We start from the raw sequence: 16,961 nt of genomic DNA on the forward strand, positions 1-16,961 counted from the left end.
GGCATGTTAGCGTGGTCGCAGAGCGGCTTGCCAACTATTGCGGCAGCTCTTTGTGATTCGACTGATCCGCCTGTGCACCAGCATCCTATGTTTGATCTCAGCCGTCCTCCTCCGGGTGAGGGGAGGGGGCGGCGAAGATGGTGAGCTTCAGCTCGGCGTCGTCCAGAAGCTTGTACTCGGGGCGTCTGCCGGACAGCTCCTCGCTCTCCGTGATAATGATGGGAACTCCCTCCCCGCGCCTGTCCATAATGAACTCCCTCCTGCTTCCGACCGCGTTGTAGTTCATCGGGCAGCGCGCCAGCAGGGAGCTGATCAGTTCGTTTCGCGACGACTGGCGTTCGGAAAGGCTCTCGACCGTCATTGTGTTCGGTATCGTGCCGGGGGAATAAAGCTCCAGTCGGTCGGAGAATACGTGCAGGCGGATCTTCGCGCCGAATATCGAGTAGTCGCGGTGAGCGACCGCGTTGGTGACGGCCTCGAAGACGGCGTTCGTGGAGTACTGCGGCGTCTCTATCCGGTTCGGGGCCTTGACGGCGTAGATGCGCATGTTCCTCTCGACAAACTTACACGCCTCTCTAATCTGGATGTCCAGCGGGCCCACGATGTCGAGAGCGTCGATCTGGTGCGCCGCGTTCCTCTCCTTCCAGCGGTAGCGGACGGCCTGTATGAACGCGCTCGAAAGGAAGACGCGCGGGTCGTCCGACGCCATCAGGACGCCTCCCACCGTGGCCCGCACCGCACCCTCATCGTCGACTGAGATCAGTTTCAGCTTGCCTAGAAACTCCCGGTCGTCCCGAGGGGATATGACGGTCCTGAACCTGCCCCACAGGGAGGGGTTCAGGACGTCCATCGAAGTGCCTGGGACCGCCTGCTCGTCGAAACTCATGAACCTCGCCCTGCTTCTCTGCTGAAACAGCCTCGCCAGCGCGTCCGGCTTCATCTCGCGCTTCGAGCTGCCTATTCGCCTGAAGTACCCGTTCGGACTCCTGTGGACGAATAGGCTTCGGGGGACGTCGACCCTCAGCACGGCCCTCTCCGCGCCGCTAGAGTCCTGGACGGCCAGCCTGCGGATGACGCAGTCGAGCGGAGGTTCGATCTGGTCATTGCAGATCGACCTCAGCCAGTCCTCGACCGAGTCAAGCCTATCCGGCGGGATGCCGGCGATCTCCCTCGTGCTGTCGTCGACCCCGAGAAGGACCGTCCCCGCCGCGGTGTTTGCCATGGCGGCAAGCTCGTCCGCCATGCTGTCCCTGCGGGGCCCGGAAATCCTGTCGCCTGCGAACTCCACTCGTTTGAACTCGAGGACCGAGTCCTCGCCCAGTTTTATCCGTCTCAACAGGTCCTCGGTATTCTCAAACATCGGTCCGACCCCCTCCGCTCGCGACGCTTCACATGCCCCAATCCTATCACGAATCAGCTCGGGCGTCGTCCCTACCCCCTCACTCCCGCCACTATGCTCCTGCAGGCGTCGGCGAAGATCAGGGTGTCGGTGCTGTAGGCTATGTAGGTGAAGCCCTGCTCTATCCGCGCGCGGGCCTCTTCCACCGTGGAGACGAAGATGCCCGCGGGCTTGCCGGCCCTCTTCGACGATGCCAGCGCCTTGGCGACCGCCTCCACCATCTTCGGGTGGTAGATCTCCCCGGGGACGCCCAGCGACTGCGACAGGTCGTAGGGGCCGATGAAGATCACGTCCGCGCCCTCGACCGCGGCTATCTCGTCCAGACAGTCCAGGCCCAGCCGGTTCTCGCAGTGCAGTATTACCATCGTCTCGCGGTTGGCCTCCTTGAAGTAGTCGGCCACGCTGCCTGCGAAGCCGTAACGCGACGATCTGGTGAACGCCGCGCCCCTCTCCCCGACCGGGTGATACTTGGCGAAGCGGACTATCTCCTCCGCCGTGCGGCGCGAGTTGACCTGGGGCGCTTGGATTCCGGCCGCGCCGACGTCCAGTATGCGCAGTATCGTGGTGGCCTCCGGGTTGGTCACCCGCACTATCGGGGTCATTCCGCGAAGCTCGGCCGCTCTGATCATGTGCTGGATGGAGCCTGCATCCCCCGGTCCGTGCTCTGTGTCGATTATGCAGAACTCGAACCCGGCGAGGGCTGCGATCTCCACCAGGTCGGGGCTGTCCGTGTTGATGAACAGGCCGAGGACCGTTCCGCCGTCAGCAAGGGTTCTTTTCAGTTCGTTCTTCATTTTCTCATCCTCCGTTCCGTGTGTCTCCGTCCACTGTGCATTATACATCCGCGTCGCTGCATTTTTGACCGGTTGCGAAAAGTCGGATACAATGAGCGCACTATGAGTAAATACGACTGGTTTCCTGACAATGAGTGGTTTCCGGGGGATGAGCAGACTCCCCCAAGACGTCCGGTGATCCGGCTACCCAAGGTCAACAAGTGGCTCCTGATCCTCGCGGCGGCAGTCCTGCTCGTATCGCTGCTGCTTCCGGCGCTCGCAGAGTTCTACACGGACTGGCTCTGGTACGACTCCGAGGGCTACGGCTCGGTCTTCTGGACGCGACTGTTGGCCCGGGTCCCGCTGTTCCTGGCGGGGCTTTTGGCCTTCACCGCGGCCATCTGGGTGAACCTTGTGTTCGTGCGGCGCAACCTTAGGGAGATACGTCCCGAATTCACACCGCTGCTCTCATCCAGGGCGGCCGGGATTGCAGTTGGAGCCATCGCGCTGTTCATCGGAGTCACGGAGGGGGCGTCACTCTCCGCGGAGTGGGCGATGGTGCTTCGCTTCTTCAACGGTACACCGTTCGGCGTGACCGATCCGGTCTTCGGCAACGACGTGGGCTTCTACATATTCTCCCTGCCCTTCTGGTCGTTCGTGCACTCCCGACTGATGGGAGCGCTATTCCTGTGTGCAATGATGGCGCTGGTCGGCTACGGGGCGACTCTGGCCCCCAGGAGCCGCGACCTGGCCGACATTCACGTGCCCAAGAACGTTCGCTCGCACCTGATCGTCCTGGCATCCATCGGAGCGCTGCTGTGGGGGCTTGGCTACGCGCTCGACCGGTACGCCATACTCTTCTCGCCCACGGGCGTGGTCTTCGGAGCGGGCTACACGGACGTGCACGCGGGGCTGCTTGCGCTCAACGTGCTGACGGTCGGCTCCATCCTGGTGTCGATAGCCCTTCTCTTCACCCTGTTCAAAGGTAGCTGGAAGCTGCCTCTGTGGCTGCTGGGCTTCCTGGTTGTGTCCAGCTTCGTGCTTCGCGGCGTCTACCCTATGATAGTACAGAAATACATAGTCGAGCCGAACGAGTTCGACAGGGAGAAGCGCTTCATCGAGAACAACATTGAGGCGACGCTGCGCGCCTACAACCTGCACAAGGCCGAGCTGCAGACCATAGTGCCCGCGGAGGCGATCACGTGGCGCGACGTGGAGGAGAACCGCGACACGATCGACAACATCCGCCTGTGGGATCACGAGCCTCTTCTGCGCAGCTACAAGCAGCTGCAAGAGATCCGCACATACTACGACTTCTCAAACGTGGACATAGACCGCTACACCATACCGACTCCCGACGGGGGAACCCAGTATCGCCAGGTGATGCTGGCCGCGCGCGAGCTGGACCTGGCGGGGATGCAGAACCGCACCTGGATCAACACTCGCCTGGAGTTCACTCACGGCTACGGGATCGTCATGAACCCGGTGAACGAGGCCGCGGGCAGCGGCCTGCCGCGCCTCTGGGTGCGCGACCTGCCGCCGGTGAGCGACATTCCGCTGCCTATCGACCGTCCGCAGATCTACTTCGGGGAGAAGCAGAGTCCCTACATCTTCGTCGGCACCACGGTGCAGGAGTTCGACTACCCGATGGGCGACTCTAACGCCAGAACGGCCTATAACGGCGCAGGCGGCGTGCCTATGGGCACTTTCATGAGGCGGCTGCTCTTCTCCCTCAAGTTCGCGGATATAAAAATCCTCTTCTCCGATGTCTTCACGCCGGATAGCCGGGTGCTCTTCCACCAGAACATAAGGGAGAGGCTCACGATGATCGCGCCCTACCTTCAGTTCGAAGGAGACCCCTACCTGGTGGTCTCGGGCGGCAGGCTGGTCTGGATGATGGACGGCTACACGGTCGCCAACAGCTACCCCTACTCTCAGCCGGTAGTCCTGGGCCGCGGCCGCGCGGTGAACTACATCAGGAACAGCGTCAAGGCCACGGTGGATGCGTACGACGGAACCATGACCTTCTACGCCGCCGACCCGGAGGACCCGGTTCTTCGCGCGTGGAGCGGCATCTTCCCCGGCGTGTTCAGGCCCTTCTCCGAGATGAAGCAGGGTCTGAAGGAGCACCTTCGCTACCCGCAGGACCTGTTCAACATACAGAGCGAGATATACCGCACCTATCACATGACCGACGCGAACACCTTCTACAACAAGGAGGACGTGTGGGACAGGATGGGCGCGGGCGAATCCCGCTCCTCGGCGCCGGAGGCCTACTATGTCAACATGCGCCTCGCCGGCTCGGACATCGCCGAGTTCGCCCTGATCTCCCCCTTCATGCCGGTGAGCAGGAACAATATGATCGCATGGATGGCCGGGAGGTCGGACGGAGAGAACTACGGCAAGCTACTGGTCTACCAGTTCCCTAAGCAGACCCTGATCTACGGCCCGGCGCAGGTGGAGGCTCTGACCAACCAGAACAGCGAGATCTCCGCCCAGCTGGCCCTGTGGAGTTCGCGGGGAACGGCGGTCATCCGAGGCAATATGACGGTTGTTCCGGTTGGGGAAGGTCTGCTCTACGTGCAGCCTCTCTACCTGAGGGCGGAGAACAGCGAGCTGCCGGAGCTTCGCCGGGTGATCACCTCCACCGGAGGCAGGGTGGTATGGGGCGAGACTCTGGAGGACTCGCTGAAGCGGCTGCTGTCGCATCCGGAGACGGGCCTAGGCAGGGCGGACGACCCTGAGATGCCAACCCGCCCGGACGTGCCGCGAACCGAGCCGCGCTCCGACGACGGTACTCTGTCCGGCCTCGCGGCCGAGGCCATGAAGCGCTGGGACGACTCGCAGGAGGCCCTGCGCAGGGGCGACTGGGAGGGCTACGGCAGGGAGATGAGCGAACTTGAGCTGATACTGCGCGAGATGACGGACCGCTAGAGTCCAAATTGCGCGAATAAAACTCAGGCATCGTTTTTCGATGGTGTATAATGATCCGACCTTCCGGCACCTCCTGCCGGCGGGTCGATCATTTTTTCAGGAGGGGGCATCCGATGACGGATACCATAAAAGCTTTGCGGCGCGGGGTTGCATCCGCCGTCCTGCTTGCGGCCGCCGTCTTTTTGACAATAGCTGCCGCGAGGGACGAGCTTCGCGACTACATCATGTCGCGGGCGATCTTCAGCCCGCCGCCGAACAGGGCGGCCTCCGTCTGGTCGCTGGACCCCGAGATGGTGGAGCTGCTTCAGAGCGGAGGGAAGATCATTCCCGCCCCGGTGCGAGAGGCGGCGGAGTCATTCGCGGACGCGGGGCGAGTCGCCGCGGCGCTTTTCGGCACCACAGCGGAGAACATACGCAATCTTGCCTCGTTCATAATGGAGCAGAATCCCGACATATCAGCCGACACCGCTCTCATCCAGGCGGCCGCGTTCTGGAAGTACTCGATCAAGTACGACGCGCCGATAGACCTGGTGATCGCCGTGGCTCAGACGGAGAGCCAATTCAACCCCGGCGCGCGCAGTGGGGCGGGGGCGGCGGGCGTGATGCAGGTGATGTGGAAGGTGCACTCCGGGCTGCTGTTCGCCAACGGGATCCTCGACGAAAGCCAGCTGTACGACCCGGACCTCGGAATAGCGGCGGGCAGCCTGCTGCTGTCCAGGTACCTTCGAGCGGACGGGAACACGGTGACGGCCCTTGGCCGCTACTACGGGGGGCCGCCGGAGGTCTACTGGAAGAGGGTGTCGCGAAACCTGGAGAGGCTGCGAAAGGCGAACATCGTCACACCTAGCGAGCCGTAATTCAGCCCCTGGCGGCGATCATCCATATTCCCGCCAGGATGGCGGCCATCCCGGCCAGCCTCCAGACGTTCACCTGCTCCGCGAACGCCAGCTTCGACACGGCCAGTATCAGCAGGAATACCATGCCGGACATCAGCGGATAGGCGACGGAGAGGTCCGTCCTGCTGAGGGCCGCGCTGAGGAAGATGAAGGAGATACCGAAGCAGCCCACGCCCGCCACGGCCCAGGGGTTGAGCACTATCGCCATCACCGCGCGGACCGCTCCTCCGTCCAGCAGATCGGCCTTGTGGCCGAATCCGTGCTTCATGAATGTGTTCGCCAGCGCGTTGAAGAACGCCGAGCCGGTGATCAGCAGCAGAGAAAGCCTGTCCAAGCCCCTCACCCTTTCTGCCTTGATAGTCGACGAAAGAAGTATACACTCTCCGGCGAAGTACCACAAATAACCGGCTTCATGTAGAATTGTCTGGTTGGAATTATACCGGAGAGGTCGATCGAATGAATAATCCCCGTTCTATAAACTGGATACACGCCCTGTTCGCACTGGGACTGCTGTTCGTATATTTCAGCGGCCTCGGGGCCTACGGACTGCTTGAGCCGGACGAGGGCAGGTACTCGGAGATCCCCCGCGAGATGATCGAGACGGGAGACTTCGTCACGCCGCGCCTGAACTACGTGAAGTACTTCGAGAAGCCCGCGCTGCACTACTGGCTCACCGCCGCCTCGCAGAAAGTCTTCGGCGAGACGGAGTTCGCGGGGCGCTTCTGGCCGGCCGTGCTGGCGCTGGGAAGCGTCGCGGTCGCCTGGGCGACGTCGAGGCGGATGCACGGCGGGCAAGCGGCCTACTACTCCTCTGCCGTGCTGGGAGCGAGCCTGCTGCACTTCGCGATCGGGCGGATCAACATCATCGATATGACCCTCTCCTTCTTCATGACCCTGTCTTTCGCCGGGCTCTGGTTCGCCCTGAAGGAGGACTCCCGTAGGGGACTGATGCTCTTCTACGCGGGGATGGCGCTGGCCGTGCTGTCGAAGGGGCTGGTAGGGGTTGTGCTTCCCGGCGGTGTGCTGGTCGCCTACTCGCTGATCACGCGAGACATCTCGCCGCTGAAGAGGGCGATCAACAGGCGCGGAATCGTCCTGTTCCTCATCCTGACAGTGCCGTGGTTCTTCGAGGTATGCCGCAGAAATCCGGATTTCTTCCGCTTCTTCTTCATACAGGAGCACTTCCTGCGCTACGCCACCAGGATGCACGGCAGGTACGAGCCTGCATGGTTCTTCATCCCGATCCTGATCGTCGGGTTCTTCCCGTGGGCGGGGCTGCTGCCCGGCGCGATCCTCTCGGCCCTCCCGAGGCCGCTGCGGGCCCTGGGCCGTGAGAAGAGGGACGAGCTCTACCTCCTCCTGTGGTTCGGGGTGATATTCGTCTTCTTCTCCCTGTCGAGCTCCAAGCTCATCCCTTACATAGTCCCCGCGCTGCCACCGATGGCGATGCTGATGGGAAGCTACCTCGCCCGCTGCCTGGACGATGAGGACTCCAAGAAGACGGGGCGCTTTCTGCTGTGGAACTCGTTGCTGCTGGTCCCCTTCATAGCGGCGCTGCTCCTCTACCCTTTCTTCAACAACCGCGAGCCGGCCGGGCTGCTGCTGCCCTACTCCCTGCCCGTGGCCGCGGTGCTGACCATCTTCGTCTACCTCAAGTGGCGGCTCTTCACGAGGCGCAAGTTCAAGGAGCTGGCCGTGACCCTCTGCCTCATGTCGCTCCTGACCATCTTCACGTTCGGCAGGGCCTTTCTGCTGTACGACACCCTCCTTAGCGTTCGCTCCCTGTCGGAGCGCATCCGCGAGATTCGAGGCCCGGACGACGTCATCGTTCAGTTCGCGGACTACCACCAGGCCCTTCCCTTCTACCTGAAGCAGAGGGTGGTGCTGGTGGATTGGCTGGGAGAGCTGGAGTTCGGCGCGGCGCAGGAGAGAGACCCTTCATGGTTTCTGGACGGCGAGGGGCTGTCCAAGCTGTGGCGCGGCGAGAGGCGTGTCATCCTGATAATGGACAGGGATCGCCGAGCGCACGCCGCGGAGCGGATGGGCACGGCCCTGCCCGAGCCGGTGATCGAGAAGGGCGACGACCTGGTGTTCGTCAACAAGTGGTAGGCATGTCAAGGAGGTTCCAATGTCCGAAAAGTGCGTTGTATCAGTCGTAGTTCCCGTCTACAACGAGGAGGATTCGCTGCCGCACCTGTGTCCCAGGCTGCTTGAAACCCTGGACGGGATGGATCGCCCCTACGAGGTCATCTTCGTAAACGACGGCAGCAGGGACTCCTCCCTCAGGCTTCTGCTGGAGTGCCGCGAGACCAACAGGGGCAAGGTGCGCGTGATCGACTTCAACGGCAACTTCGGCCAGCACATGGCGATAATGGCGGGCTTCGACCACGCCAGGGGCGATATAATAGTCACGCTCGACGCCGACCTGCAGAACCCGCCGGAGGAGATCCCCCGCCTTGTGGCGGAGATCGACAAGGGGCACGACGTGGTCGGCACGGTGAGACAGAACCGGCGCGACCCGTGGTTCCGCAAGGCCGCCTCACGCATGGTGAACTCGATCACCAACAGGATCACGGGATTGAAACTGAACGACTACGGCTGCATGCTGCGCGCCTACAGGCGAGACGTGGTGGACATAGTCAACCGCAGCTTCGAGAGCACCGTCTTCATCCCGGCGCTGGCTCAGAAGTTCGCGCTGAACCCGGTGGAGATTCCGGTAGCGCACTCGGAGAGGGTGCACGGCACGTCGAAGTACAGCATCTTCCGCCTGATACGGCTGAACTTCGACCTGATGACAGGCTTCTCCCTCTTCCCGCTGCAGGCTGTCACTATGATCGGGCTGGCTGTCTCGGCGCTCAGCTTCGCCTTCGCTGTCTTCCTGATGCTGCGAAGGCTTATCGTCGGCCCGGAGGCGGAAGGGGTATTCACCCTGCTGAACATCAACTTCTTCCTGATGGGGATCACGATGTCCTGCGTGGGCATCACGGGCGAGTACATCGGGCGGATCTACCAGGAGGTCAGAAAACGTCCCCGCTACGTCATCCGCAGGGAGTGGGACGATGATTGACCTGTCGGCGGCCGTCTTCGCCTACAGTGAGGTCGGCCACGTCTGTCTTGCCGAGATGCTGAGGCAGGGGGCCGAGGTCCGGGTCCTCTTCACCCACGAGGACGACCCGGCGGAGAACCGCTGGTTCCCCTCCGTGGCGGAGCCGGCGCGCGAAGCGGGGATCCCGGTGCGCACGCCGGAGGCGCTCGGCGACGCGGAGTACGACCTCCTGCGCGAGCTTGCCCCGGACGCGATCTTCTCCTTCTACTACCGCAGCATGATAGACGAGCGGTTTCTCTCGCTTCCGCCCAAGGGAGCGTTCAACATGCACGGCTCTCTGCTGCCCCGCTACCGGGGAAGGGCCTGCGTCAACTGGGCAATACTGAACGGCGAGACGGAGACGGGCGCGACCCTGCACCACATGGTCCGCCGAGCCGACGCGGGGGACATAGTGGACCAGGAGGCCGTGCCGATCCTGATGGACGACACGGCGCTGGACGTGACGCACAAGGTGGCGGAGGCGGCACGGACAATACTCGGACGCACACTGCCGCTGATCGCGGACGGCACCGCCCCGCGAACGCCGCAGGACGAGTCGAAGGCCACTCTCTTCGGCCGCAGGAGGCCGGAGGACGGGCTGATAGACTGGAACGACGGCGCTGTGAGGGTGCACAACCTGGTGAGAGCCGTCACCAGCCCCTTTCCCGGGGCGTTCACATTTCACCGGGGGAAGAAGCTGTTCGTCTGGAGGACGTCGGTCGAGGCGCCGCTGAAGCCGCTTGACGACGCGCAGCCCGGCGCCGTCCTGTCGATCGACCCGCTGCGCGTGGCTACCGGGCTGGGCGCTCTGCTGATACACGACTACGAACTCGACGGCGGCGATATACGCACAGGGGACATCTTGCGGGCATCGGCCCGTTGAACTGAAAAAATAGCGCGAGCGAGGGAGCGGCATCCCGAGCTCGACGCAAGGAGGACGCGAGATGAAAATTCTGATCCTGGGAGCCAACGGCTTCATCGGCTCTCACCTGGTAGAGGGCATACTGGAGGGGACCGACTGGGGCGTGAGCGCATTCGACCTTTCGGGCTCGAATCTGGAGGCTTATTCGGACAGCCCGCGTTTCTCCTTCAAACAGGGGGACATCTTCACCGACGACGACTGGCTGAGGCGCGCGGTCGCTGACGCGGACGTCGTGCTGCCCCTGGCCGGAATAGCCAAGCCCTCCTACTACCTCAGCAAGCCCCTGTGGACCTTCGAGCTTGACTTCGAGCAGAACCTGAAGATCGTCCGCATGTGCGTCGAGGCCGGGAAAAGGGTGGTCTTCCCCTCGACCTCCGAGGTATACGGCATGAGCTCGGACACTGTGCTTAAGGAGGACGAGAGCCCGCTGATCGTCGGACCGATAAACAAGATGCGCTGGATATACAGCTGCGGCAAGCAGATGATGGACAGGGTGATAGCAGCCTACGGGCAGGAGCAAGGGCTGCGCTATACCCTCTTCCGCCCGTTCAACTGGATAGGGCCAAGGCTGGATACCTTCAAGGACGCGGAGGAACGCACCGCTCGTTCCATCACGCAGATGGCGCACGACGTGATCACCGGGCGCGGCATCACCCTGGTGAACGGCGGAGAGCAGCAGAGGAGCTTTACCTACATCTCCGACGGGATCGCCGCGCTGCTTGCCATCCTGCGCGATGAGAGGGCGAGCGACGGCAGGATATTCAACATCGGCAACCCGGCCAACAACGCCTCTATCAAGGAGCTGGCCCGCATCGTCGTCGAGGTCATGAAGGAGATCCCGGCCTTCCGCGAGGCCGCCGGGAGGGCGACGGTGACGGTGATGTCCGCCGAGGAGTACTACGGCAACGGCTACGACGACATGCAGAACCGCGTGCCGTCCATCGAAGCGATCGGAGAGGCCCTCGGCTGGAAGCCTGTCGTCCCGCTGCGCGACGCGGTGGCCATGACGATAGCCAGCTATCAATAACTTTTCAGGAGGTTCTCGGGGTGAAAGAGACAGTTCTGGTGATCAAGACCGACGTCGACACTCTCAAGGGCTACCGCGAGGGCGTGCCGAGGCTGCTCGAGATCTTTCGGGCCAGAAAGATGCGCGCATCGCTCTTCTTCTCGTTCGGGCCGGACAACTCGGGCAAGGCCATTCGGCGGGTTTTCAAGAAGGGCTTCATCCAGAAGATGCGCAGGACGAAGGCGCCTTCCACATACGGCCTGCGGACCATGCTGTACGGCACACTGCTCCCCGCGCCGAAGATAGTACAGAGCGAGCCAAGCGTGTTCATCAGGGCTATCCATGAGGGGCACGATTGCGGCATTCACTGCTGGGACCACGTGGACTGGCACGACAACCTTCACAATATGGAAGAGCACGAGATAAGAGCGGCGTTCGGCAAAGCGATGGAGCTGTTCGAGCACCATGCCGGCCGGCCGGCCAAGAGCTGCGCCGCCCCCGGCTGGCAGGCGACCCCCGCCAGCCTATCGGTGCAGGACGAACTCGGCTTCGAATACTGCAGCGACGCCAGGGGCCCGGGGGGCCCCTTCCGCCCCCGAATGGAGGGCCGCGAGTTCAAGACCCTGCAGATACCCACAACACTTCCGACCCTGGACGAGCTGATGGGAACCATTCCGGCGGAGAGGATCAACGATCGTTACATGGAGCTGATTCGCCCCGGGCTGAACGTGCACACCATACACGCAGAGATGGAGGGGCAGTCGCAGAGCGCCCTGTTCGAGGACCTGCTGGAGCGCTGCGCCAAAAGCGGAGCGACCTTCAGGACGCTCGACGACGTAGCGCTGGAGACAACCGTCAGCGGCACGGAGATCCCTGTCTGCGAGGTAAAGCCGGGCGAGATCCCCGGCCGCTGGGGAACGGTGGCGGTACAGAGCTGCGAGGCGTAGTCGCTTGCCGGGAGAGCGGCCGCAATGTCGTCCTGAACGAGCGCAGCGAGGAGGGACCTTAACTCACGTTTACATGGTCTGTATTCGGGAAATATAAGCCTTGCCGTCAACGAGGTGAAAAAATGAACCGTCCCGACGATTTCACATTATCCGCCCTTCTTGACCTTGACGGGCATCGATTTACCATAGAAAATGGCGAGTATACCATCAAATTCGTTGTATCGTTGACCAGACCAACGGAGAATATTCCACATGGGATTCGATACAGTCTTACCCTGCACGATAAAAACGGCATCAGGGTTCTTGGCTACGACAACAGCAACCATGACTATCGACCGTTGAGCAAACGACAATATGTCGCAAGAAGGATCGAATGGGATCATCGTCACCACAAGGAGACTGTAACACAATACGGTTTTTCAACCGCCGCCAATCTGCTTGAAGATTTCTGGGAGGACGTAAGAAGAGTTATTGGACGATGGAGGTAGAAGAATGGATTATTCCGATAGAATGAAGAAATATGGCGTGATGTCAACGGAGGACTTTCGCCAAATGACATTGGACATAGCTGCGGGAAAATACCGTCCCTCGCCCGATGTCCCTAGAATAATCTTCGGATCACACAAAAGTCTCGCAGAGTACGCCGAGGAGGAGGCAAAGAAGGAGAAATCGCCGATATCAGCGCAGTAATATAATTTTCCGAGGCGGCCAGGAACATGCCGCATAAGCGATCTACACGAACGGAAAAGTGCACGTTCGGTCGCCTGCTTCGCGGCCAGAAACATGCCGCATAAGCGATCTACACGAACGGAAAAGCGCCCGTTCGGTCGCCTGCTTCGCGGCCAGAAACATGCCGCATAAGCGATCTACACGAACGGAAAAGCGCCCGTTCGGTCGCCTGCTTATGTCGTCCCGAACGAGCGCAGCGAGGAGGGACCTCGCTTTTCACGCTTCACCCTGAGATCCCTCCGTCCCCCGGTCATCCCGAGCGACCTCGCCTCTACTCCCTCATCCGGTACACCACCACGAAATAGCTCGTGCCGCCGCTCTTCTCGGCCTCCTGCTCGTCGTAGTCGAACGACGACGCGTACGCGGCTATGACCGGCTCGGCACCGAGCTTCCTCTGCAGGGTCATTTGGACATAGAGCGCTCCGCGCGAGTCTATGTGCGACGGCTGGCGGAGCGACAGCGCCTGCTCCGGGTCGCACGACATTATGACCGCCTCGCTCTCCGAATCATGCGCTTCCGTCTCCTCCCTGTTCAGATAATGAGAAAAATCCGTGCTCTGTATGACCAGCGCCTCCTCGCCCGAGAGCGGCGCAAGAGCGGCGGCCAACTCGCGCCACTCCCCTGCTCCTGACCTTATCCCGATCGCGACCGGAAGTACCGGCACTCCGGGAAAATAGCGTGCTACGAAGGGCAAGAGCGCCTGGACTCCGTGCTCGTGCGAAAACAGGTTCGACTCGCTCGCACAGGACAGTATTTTCAGCCGCTCGGCCCCGTCCCTGTCCAGCGGCACGGGACCGAGGGCGGTCAGGAAGTCCCGCCCCGGCACGGAGAAGAACGTCCTCCCGCGATGGTAGTGGTCGGGGCACAGAATGATCACCCTGCCGAAATCGCGCTCCCCGATCGTGGCGAACCCCGCGGCGATCAGGTCTGCCGCCAGCAGGTGATGCGGCACGATCAGGCCGGTGACCCGTCCCTCGACTGGCGTCGCGGACGCGGACTCGATCGCCTCCTCGAAGAGAGAGCCCGGATAGAGCGGCGGGAAGGGACGATCCCATGCGCGCGACGAAGCTGCCTCCCCGTGCGGTGCTAGGAGCAATAGTACTGTAAAGGCCAGGCGGACTCCGAGCAGCGCTCCCTTCAAACCGAGGGTCGCGCCAGTTATCCGTATGGGAAGGCTGAACAGGGCCCGTCGAGCCATGAAAATCCTCATCCTTTCTCGAAGCTCCCACGGCATTCTATCATGTGCTACGCGAACCCTCGGTGATGAAGCGCGCCGACCTGATCACGGAGATGAGGTAGATACGCCACTTCTTCACAGCCGGAATCCAGGCCAGAAAGGGCATAGAGAAGTAAAGAGTTCCGGGGGCGAGGCAGGCTGACATTGAGATCCCTCGGCGAAAAACCCGCCTCGGGATGGCAATACTAAGTCATCCCGAGCTAAGGCAAGGGATCTCTCTTTTTTATATCCGGCAAAACCTTTCACCTACTGTTTTTTGGCCCCATGCTCCAGCCATCGACGCCCCTTGTCCGTCAATCGATACTTCTGAAGGCGGCTGCTCGGCTTGTCGGGAATGGTCATCTCTATCAGACCTTCGGCCAGTGCCGGTCTTAAGTATCGTTCGCGAAAAGACTTGCGATCCGAGAGTCTTAAGGCGGCCTGCAGTTCTTCGCGACTCATCTCGCCCTCCAACGCAACCAGCAGTTCGCCGACTTGGGGGGTGACTTGGAGGGCGACTTGGGGGGTGCATGTCAGAGCATCAAGGATCATCCGCAGCATGAAGTCGATGAATGGCGCAGAATCTGTCCGCCGAGTGCTTTCCTCAATCACATCATAATACTCGGCCTGATGTTCAAAGACCAGGCTCTCCACCGGGATGTCGGTGAACAACGGGTTCCAGCGGGAGAGGATCAGGCTCTGCCACAGTCGCCCCATGCGGCCGTTGCCGTCGGAAAAGGGGTGGATGAACTCGAACTCGTAGTGAAAGACAGAGCTTGCTATGAGCGGGTGAACATCGGTCACGGCCATCCAGTCCAACAGATCGTCCATCAGCTGCGGCACCCGGCCTGCGGGGGGCGCCATGTGAATCACCCGCTGACCCGCCATCACCCCCACGCCCCCGCTCCGATACAACCCGGCCTCCTCGACAAGGCCGTCCATCATGATCCGGTGCGCCTCAAGCAGGTCCTTTTCAGACGCCGGTCTCCATGTATGCAGCCGGTCGTAGGCGGCCAGGGCGTTTTTCACCTCGCGAACCTCCCTGGGAGGGGCGACGACCCGTTTGCCCTCCAGAATCGCGGTGACGACCTCCGTTCCGAGCGTGTTGCCCTCGATGGCCAGCGAGCCGCGAACGGTCATGACGCGATTGATCCGTCGCAGTCGCAGAGACCGCTCGTTCTCCGCAAGCGCCTCCATTCGACCCGTGGCCTCGCATATCGCCGCGACCCGATTCAGAATTTCGGTGGTTATCGTGCAAGGCGGCTGGTATTTCATGCTGTCCCCCCGTCGCAAGCCGTTCTCGACTCAGTTTTAGTATTATAATAATGGCGATATCAAAAGATATCAAAATACTATTATATTCGATCGAGACGCTCCGCGCCGTCCGAGGTCTGCATTCCGCGATAAGCCCGTGCGTGACGAGAGCTTCGCGCGCGGGGTCTCGCTCCAGAGGAGGGCCCGCATCTTCCGGACACTGCTGTGATACAATGCAAGTTATGGACGGCTCTTAGAAGTTCGCGTCCGTACAGTGCGGAACACTTTACATGCAATGAAAAACGAAGCCAATCAAGGAGGGATCTTGTGTGAAACAGAAGACGTCAACGGTTCTTGCGGGGCGAATGCTCTGCGCGGCCTTTTTAGTGGCCGCGCTCGCGCTATTCGCAGCCGTCCCGCACGAGTGCGATGCAGCGCCGAGGAAGATAGTGCTTACCGAGGCGGAGTTGAAGGACTTCTCAAGCGTCCCGGCACCGGTCAAACTTAAGGGCAAGCCCTCGTTCGAGGACTCGGCCTTCCCGCTGGAGAAGGCGGTCAACCTAAAAGAGGTGGAGGAGGTCGTCGGCAAGCTGACCAAGGCGCAGAGGGAGGCCCTGCAGAAGAACCGCTTCATCCTTCTGCCCAAGAAGAGCGCCTACCCCTTCCCCTCCCACGGCATGAACGACGAGATGCTCAGCGACTTCGTCGGTATAGGCGGTTTTGCCGACCCCTCCGCGCGCGAGCCTTGGAACACGCGCCTGGTGAACCCCGACGTATTCCTGCACGCGCTGCACACCTTCTTCTCCAAGCGGCTTGAGGCGATGGAGGGGGGCGAGCTGCTAGCAGCGGTGGAGGCAATGCTGGACGACCTGTATGCCACTGTCATCATCCTGCGAGGTGATGCGTCGAAGAAGAACCGGCGGACCTGGGAGCGGCTGCAGGCGCAGATACTTATCCCGCTGATTCTCGTGAAGAACTGTTACCAGGACATGGAGGACAAGTGGGTTCCTCCCGATGAGGAGCCGGAGGACGACACTCTGGAGAACGCTCTCGCCCTGATGAAGGAGTACATAGGCGGCCTCTCCAAGAATAGCGCGAAGAACGTCGCGGAGGAGCTTCGCCGGATCTACGCGGCGGACACGGCCGAGGGAGGGCTGCTGGGGCTCATCCCCGCCTACGCGTCCGCCTCTGTCGACTACACCCAGTTCACTCCCAGGGGGCACTACGAGCGATCCTCCCGCAGCAGGGCCTACTTCCGAACGATGATCTGGCTGGGGCAGCTCGGATGGAGGCTGGCGGACGAGGACGGCGCCGCGGACGCGCTTAACTTCGCCCTCGCCATGTCCAAGGCCAGCTACGCCCTTGACGAGTGGAAGCGGGTGATGGAGGTCTCCTGCTTCTTCGTCGGCTACCCCGACGCGGCCAGCTACGTCGAGTGGATCGACCTGCTGCTTGAAAGCGCTGGCGTCAAGTCCTTCGACGCCGACACCTGCGGGAAGCCCGCCTCCATCGAGCGCATCATAGAGGCGGCGGAGGACCTCGCGCCCTCGATTCCCCACTTCAGCGACCTCTTCTCCCCCTCGGCAACGGAGGTGCTTTGCATCTTCCCGCAGCGCTTCACGATCCCCTGGCTCATATCCGATCGCCTGACCTACAAGAGAGAGGTGGCGGAGGATCTTCCCGTGCTCTTCTCAAGCCTTTGGGTAGCCGCGCTGGCCGGGAACGAGTACGCGACGGATCTGCTGCCCGAGCAGGTCCCCCTCTCGGTCCAGTCCCTTCCCGCCGTCGACGAGGAGGGCG

The 16,961-nt window shown here is 61.8% G+C and carries 16 protein-coding genes; 10 read left to right on the top strand and 6 right to left on the bottom strand.

Annotated elements, in window-relative coordinates; all coding sequences use genetic code 11:
- Positions 1-97 precede the first annotated feature (97 nt).
- Complete coding sequence (locus GX181_00800; GenBank protein ID NLM70482.1) at positions 98-1,360, bottom strand: transcriptional regulator; 1,263 nt, start codon at positions 1,358-1,360, stop codon at positions 98-100.
- A gap of 71 nt (positions 1,361-1,431) precedes the next feature.
- Positions 1,432-2,193, bottom strand: coding sequence for a 4-hydroxy-2-oxovalerate aldolase (locus tag GX181_00805; protein ID NLM70483.1), 762 nt, complete (start codon positions 2,191-2,193; stop codon positions 1,432-1,434).
- 102 nt (positions 2,194-2,295) lie between these two features.
- Between GX181_00805 and GX181_00810 the strand changes: the two genes are divergently transcribed.
- Both GX181_00810 and GX181_00815 read left to right on the top strand, forming a co-directional pair.
- Positions 2,296-5,106, top strand: coding sequence for a UPF0182 family protein (locus GX181_00810; protein NLM70484.1), 2,811 nt, complete (start codon positions 2,296-2,298; stop codon positions 5,104-5,106).
- A gap of 113 nt (positions 5,107-5,219) precedes the next feature.
- Entirely contained in the window at positions 5,220-5,963 is a 744-nt protein-coding gene (locus tag GX181_00815; GenBank protein ID NLM70485.1) for a lytic transglycosylase domain-containing protein, read from the top strand.
- 1 nt (position 5,964) lies between these two features.
- Here the strand turns inward: GX181_00815 and GX181_00820 are convergent, their stop codons facing one another.
- Complete coding sequence (locus tag GX181_00820; GenBank protein NLM70486.1) at positions 5,965-6,336, bottom strand: hypothetical protein; 372 nt, start codon at positions 6,334-6,336, stop codon at positions 5,965-5,967.
- 122 nt (positions 6,337-6,458) lie between these two features.
- Between GX181_00820 and GX181_00825 the strand changes: the two genes are divergently transcribed.
- The 7 genes from GX181_00825 (at position 6,459) to GX181_00855 (ending at position 12,652) form a co-directional block, all read left to right on the top strand.
- Positions 6,459-8,111: a phospholipid carrier-dependent glycosyltransferase gene (locus GX181_00825; protein NLM70487.1), complete on the top strand. Its 1,653-nt coding sequence runs from the start codon at positions 6,459-6,461 to the stop codon at positions 8,109-8,111.
- 19 nt (positions 8,112-8,130) lie between these two features.
- Complete coding sequence (locus GX181_00830; protein NLM70488.1) at positions 8,131-9,069, top strand: glycosyltransferase; 939 nt, start codon at positions 8,131-8,133, stop codon at positions 9,067-9,069.
- The gene (locus GX181_00835) at positions 9,062-9,970 is read left to right on the top strand and encodes a formyltransferase (protein NLM70489.1); all 909 of its coding nucleotides are present in this window, start codon (positions 9,062-9,064) and stop codon (positions 9,968-9,970) included. The genes GX181_00830 and GX181_00835 overlap by 8 nt, the downstream gene beginning before the upstream one ends.
- 61 nt (positions 9,971-10,031) lie before the next feature.
- Positions 10,032-11,036 carry a bifunctional UDP-4-keto-pentose/UDP-xylose synthase gene (locus GX181_00840; protein NLM70490.1) on the top strand — a complete coding sequence of 335 codons (1,005 nt, stop codon included), beginning with the start codon at positions 10,032-10,034 and terminating at the stop codon, positions 11,034-11,036.
- Between the two features lie 35 nt (positions 11,037-11,071).
- A complete protein-coding gene (locus tag GX181_00845; protein NLM70491.1) occupies positions 11,072-11,962 on the top strand; it encodes a 4-deoxy-4-formamido-L-arabinose-phosphoundecaprenol deformylase in 891 nt (296 codons plus the stop codon).
- A gap of 224 nt (positions 11,963-12,186) precedes the next feature.
- Positions 12,187-12,450, top strand: a complete 264-nt coding sequence (locus GX181_00850) for a hypothetical protein (protein NLM70492.1) — start codon at positions 12,187-12,189, stop codon at positions 12,448-12,450.
- A gap of 4 nt (positions 12,451-12,454) precedes the next feature.
- On the top strand, positions 12,455-12,652 hold the full coding sequence (locus GX181_00855; GenBank protein NLM70493.1) for a hypothetical protein: 198 nt from the start codon (positions 12,455-12,457) through the stop codon (positions 12,650-12,652).
- A gap of 310 nt (positions 12,653-12,962) precedes the next feature.
- Here the strand turns inward: GX181_00855 and amrB are convergent, their stop codons facing one another.
- The 3 genes from amrB to GX181_00870 all read right to left on the bottom strand — a co-directional run bounded on the left by amrB (position 12,963) and on the right by GX181_00870 (position 15,182).
- Positions 12,963-13,889, bottom strand: coding sequence for an AmmeMemoRadiSam system protein B (amrB, locus tag GX181_00860; protein ID NLM70494.1), 927 nt, complete (start codon positions 13,887-13,889; stop codon positions 12,963-12,965).
- 40 nt (positions 13,890-13,929) lie between these two features.
- Complete coding sequence (locus tag GX181_00865) at positions 13,930-14,073, bottom strand: hypothetical protein (protein NLM70495.1); 144 nt, start codon at positions 14,071-14,073, stop codon at positions 13,930-13,932.
- Between the two features lie 101 nt (positions 14,074-14,174).
- A complete protein-coding gene (locus tag GX181_00870; GenBank protein ID NLM70496.1) occupies positions 14,175-15,182 on the bottom strand; it encodes a Fic family protein in 1,008 nt (335 codons plus the stop codon).
- A 308-nt stretch (positions 15,183-15,490) separates the two neighbouring features.
- Here GX181_00870 and GX181_00875 point away from each other — a divergent pair.
- Positions 15,491-16,961 (top strand): DUF3160 domain-containing protein (locus GX181_00875; GenBank protein ID NLM70497.1); only part of this gene is annotated, 1,471 nt, incomplete at its 3' end.

The organism is Synergistaceae bacterium, from assembly GCA_012521675.1.
Taxonomy (GTDB): domain Bacteria; phylum Synergistota; class Synergistia; order Synergistales; family Aminobacteriaceae; genus JAAYLU01.

Bases quoted from the DNA above. Each gene is read 5' to 3' on its own strand.
- GX181_00800 (NLM70482.1), bottom strand. From the start codon at position 1,360: ATGTTTGAGAATACCGAGGACCTGTTGAGACGGATAAAACTGGGCGAG.
- GX181_00805 (NLM70483.1), bottom strand. From the start codon at position 2,193: ATGAAGAACGAACTGAAAAGAACCCTTGCTGACGGCGGAACGGTCCTC.
- GX181_00810 (NLM70484.1), top strand. From the start codon at position 2,296: ATGAGTAAATACGACTGGTTTCCTGACAATGAGTGGTTTCCGGGGGAT.
- GX181_00815 (NLM70485.1), top strand. From the start codon at position 5,220: ATGACGGATACCATAAAAGCTTTGCGGCGCGGGGTTGCATCCGCCGTC.
- GX181_00825 (NLM70487.1), top strand. From the start codon at position 6,459: ATGAATAATCCCCGTTCTATAAACTGGATACACGCCCTGTTCGCACTG.
- GX181_00830 (NLM70488.1), top strand. From the start codon at position 8,131: ATGTCCGAAAAGTGCGTTGTATCAGTCGTAGTTCCCGTCTACAACGAG.
- GX181_00835 (NLM70489.1), top strand. From the start codon at position 9,062: ATGATTGACCTGTCGGCGGCCGTCTTCGCCTACAGTGAGGTCGGCCAC.
- GX181_00840 (NLM70490.1), top strand. From the start codon at position 10,032: ATGAAAATTCTGATCCTGGGAGCCAACGGCTTCATCGGCTCTCACCTG.
- GX181_00855 (NLM70493.1), top strand. From the start codon at position 12,455: ATGGATTATTCCGATAGAATGAAGAAATATGGCGTGATGTCAACGGAG.
- amrB (NLM70494.1), bottom strand. From the start codon at position 13,889: ATGGCTCGACGGGCCCTGTTCAGCCTTCCCATACGGATAACTGGCGCG.
- GX181_00865 (NLM70495.1), bottom strand. From the start codon at position 14,073: ATGTCAGCCTGCCTCGCCCCCGGAACTCTTTACTTCTCTATGCCCTTT.
- GX181_00870 (NLM70496.1), bottom strand. From the start codon at position 15,182: ATGAAATACCAGCCGCCTTGCACGATAACCACCGAAATTCTGAATCGG.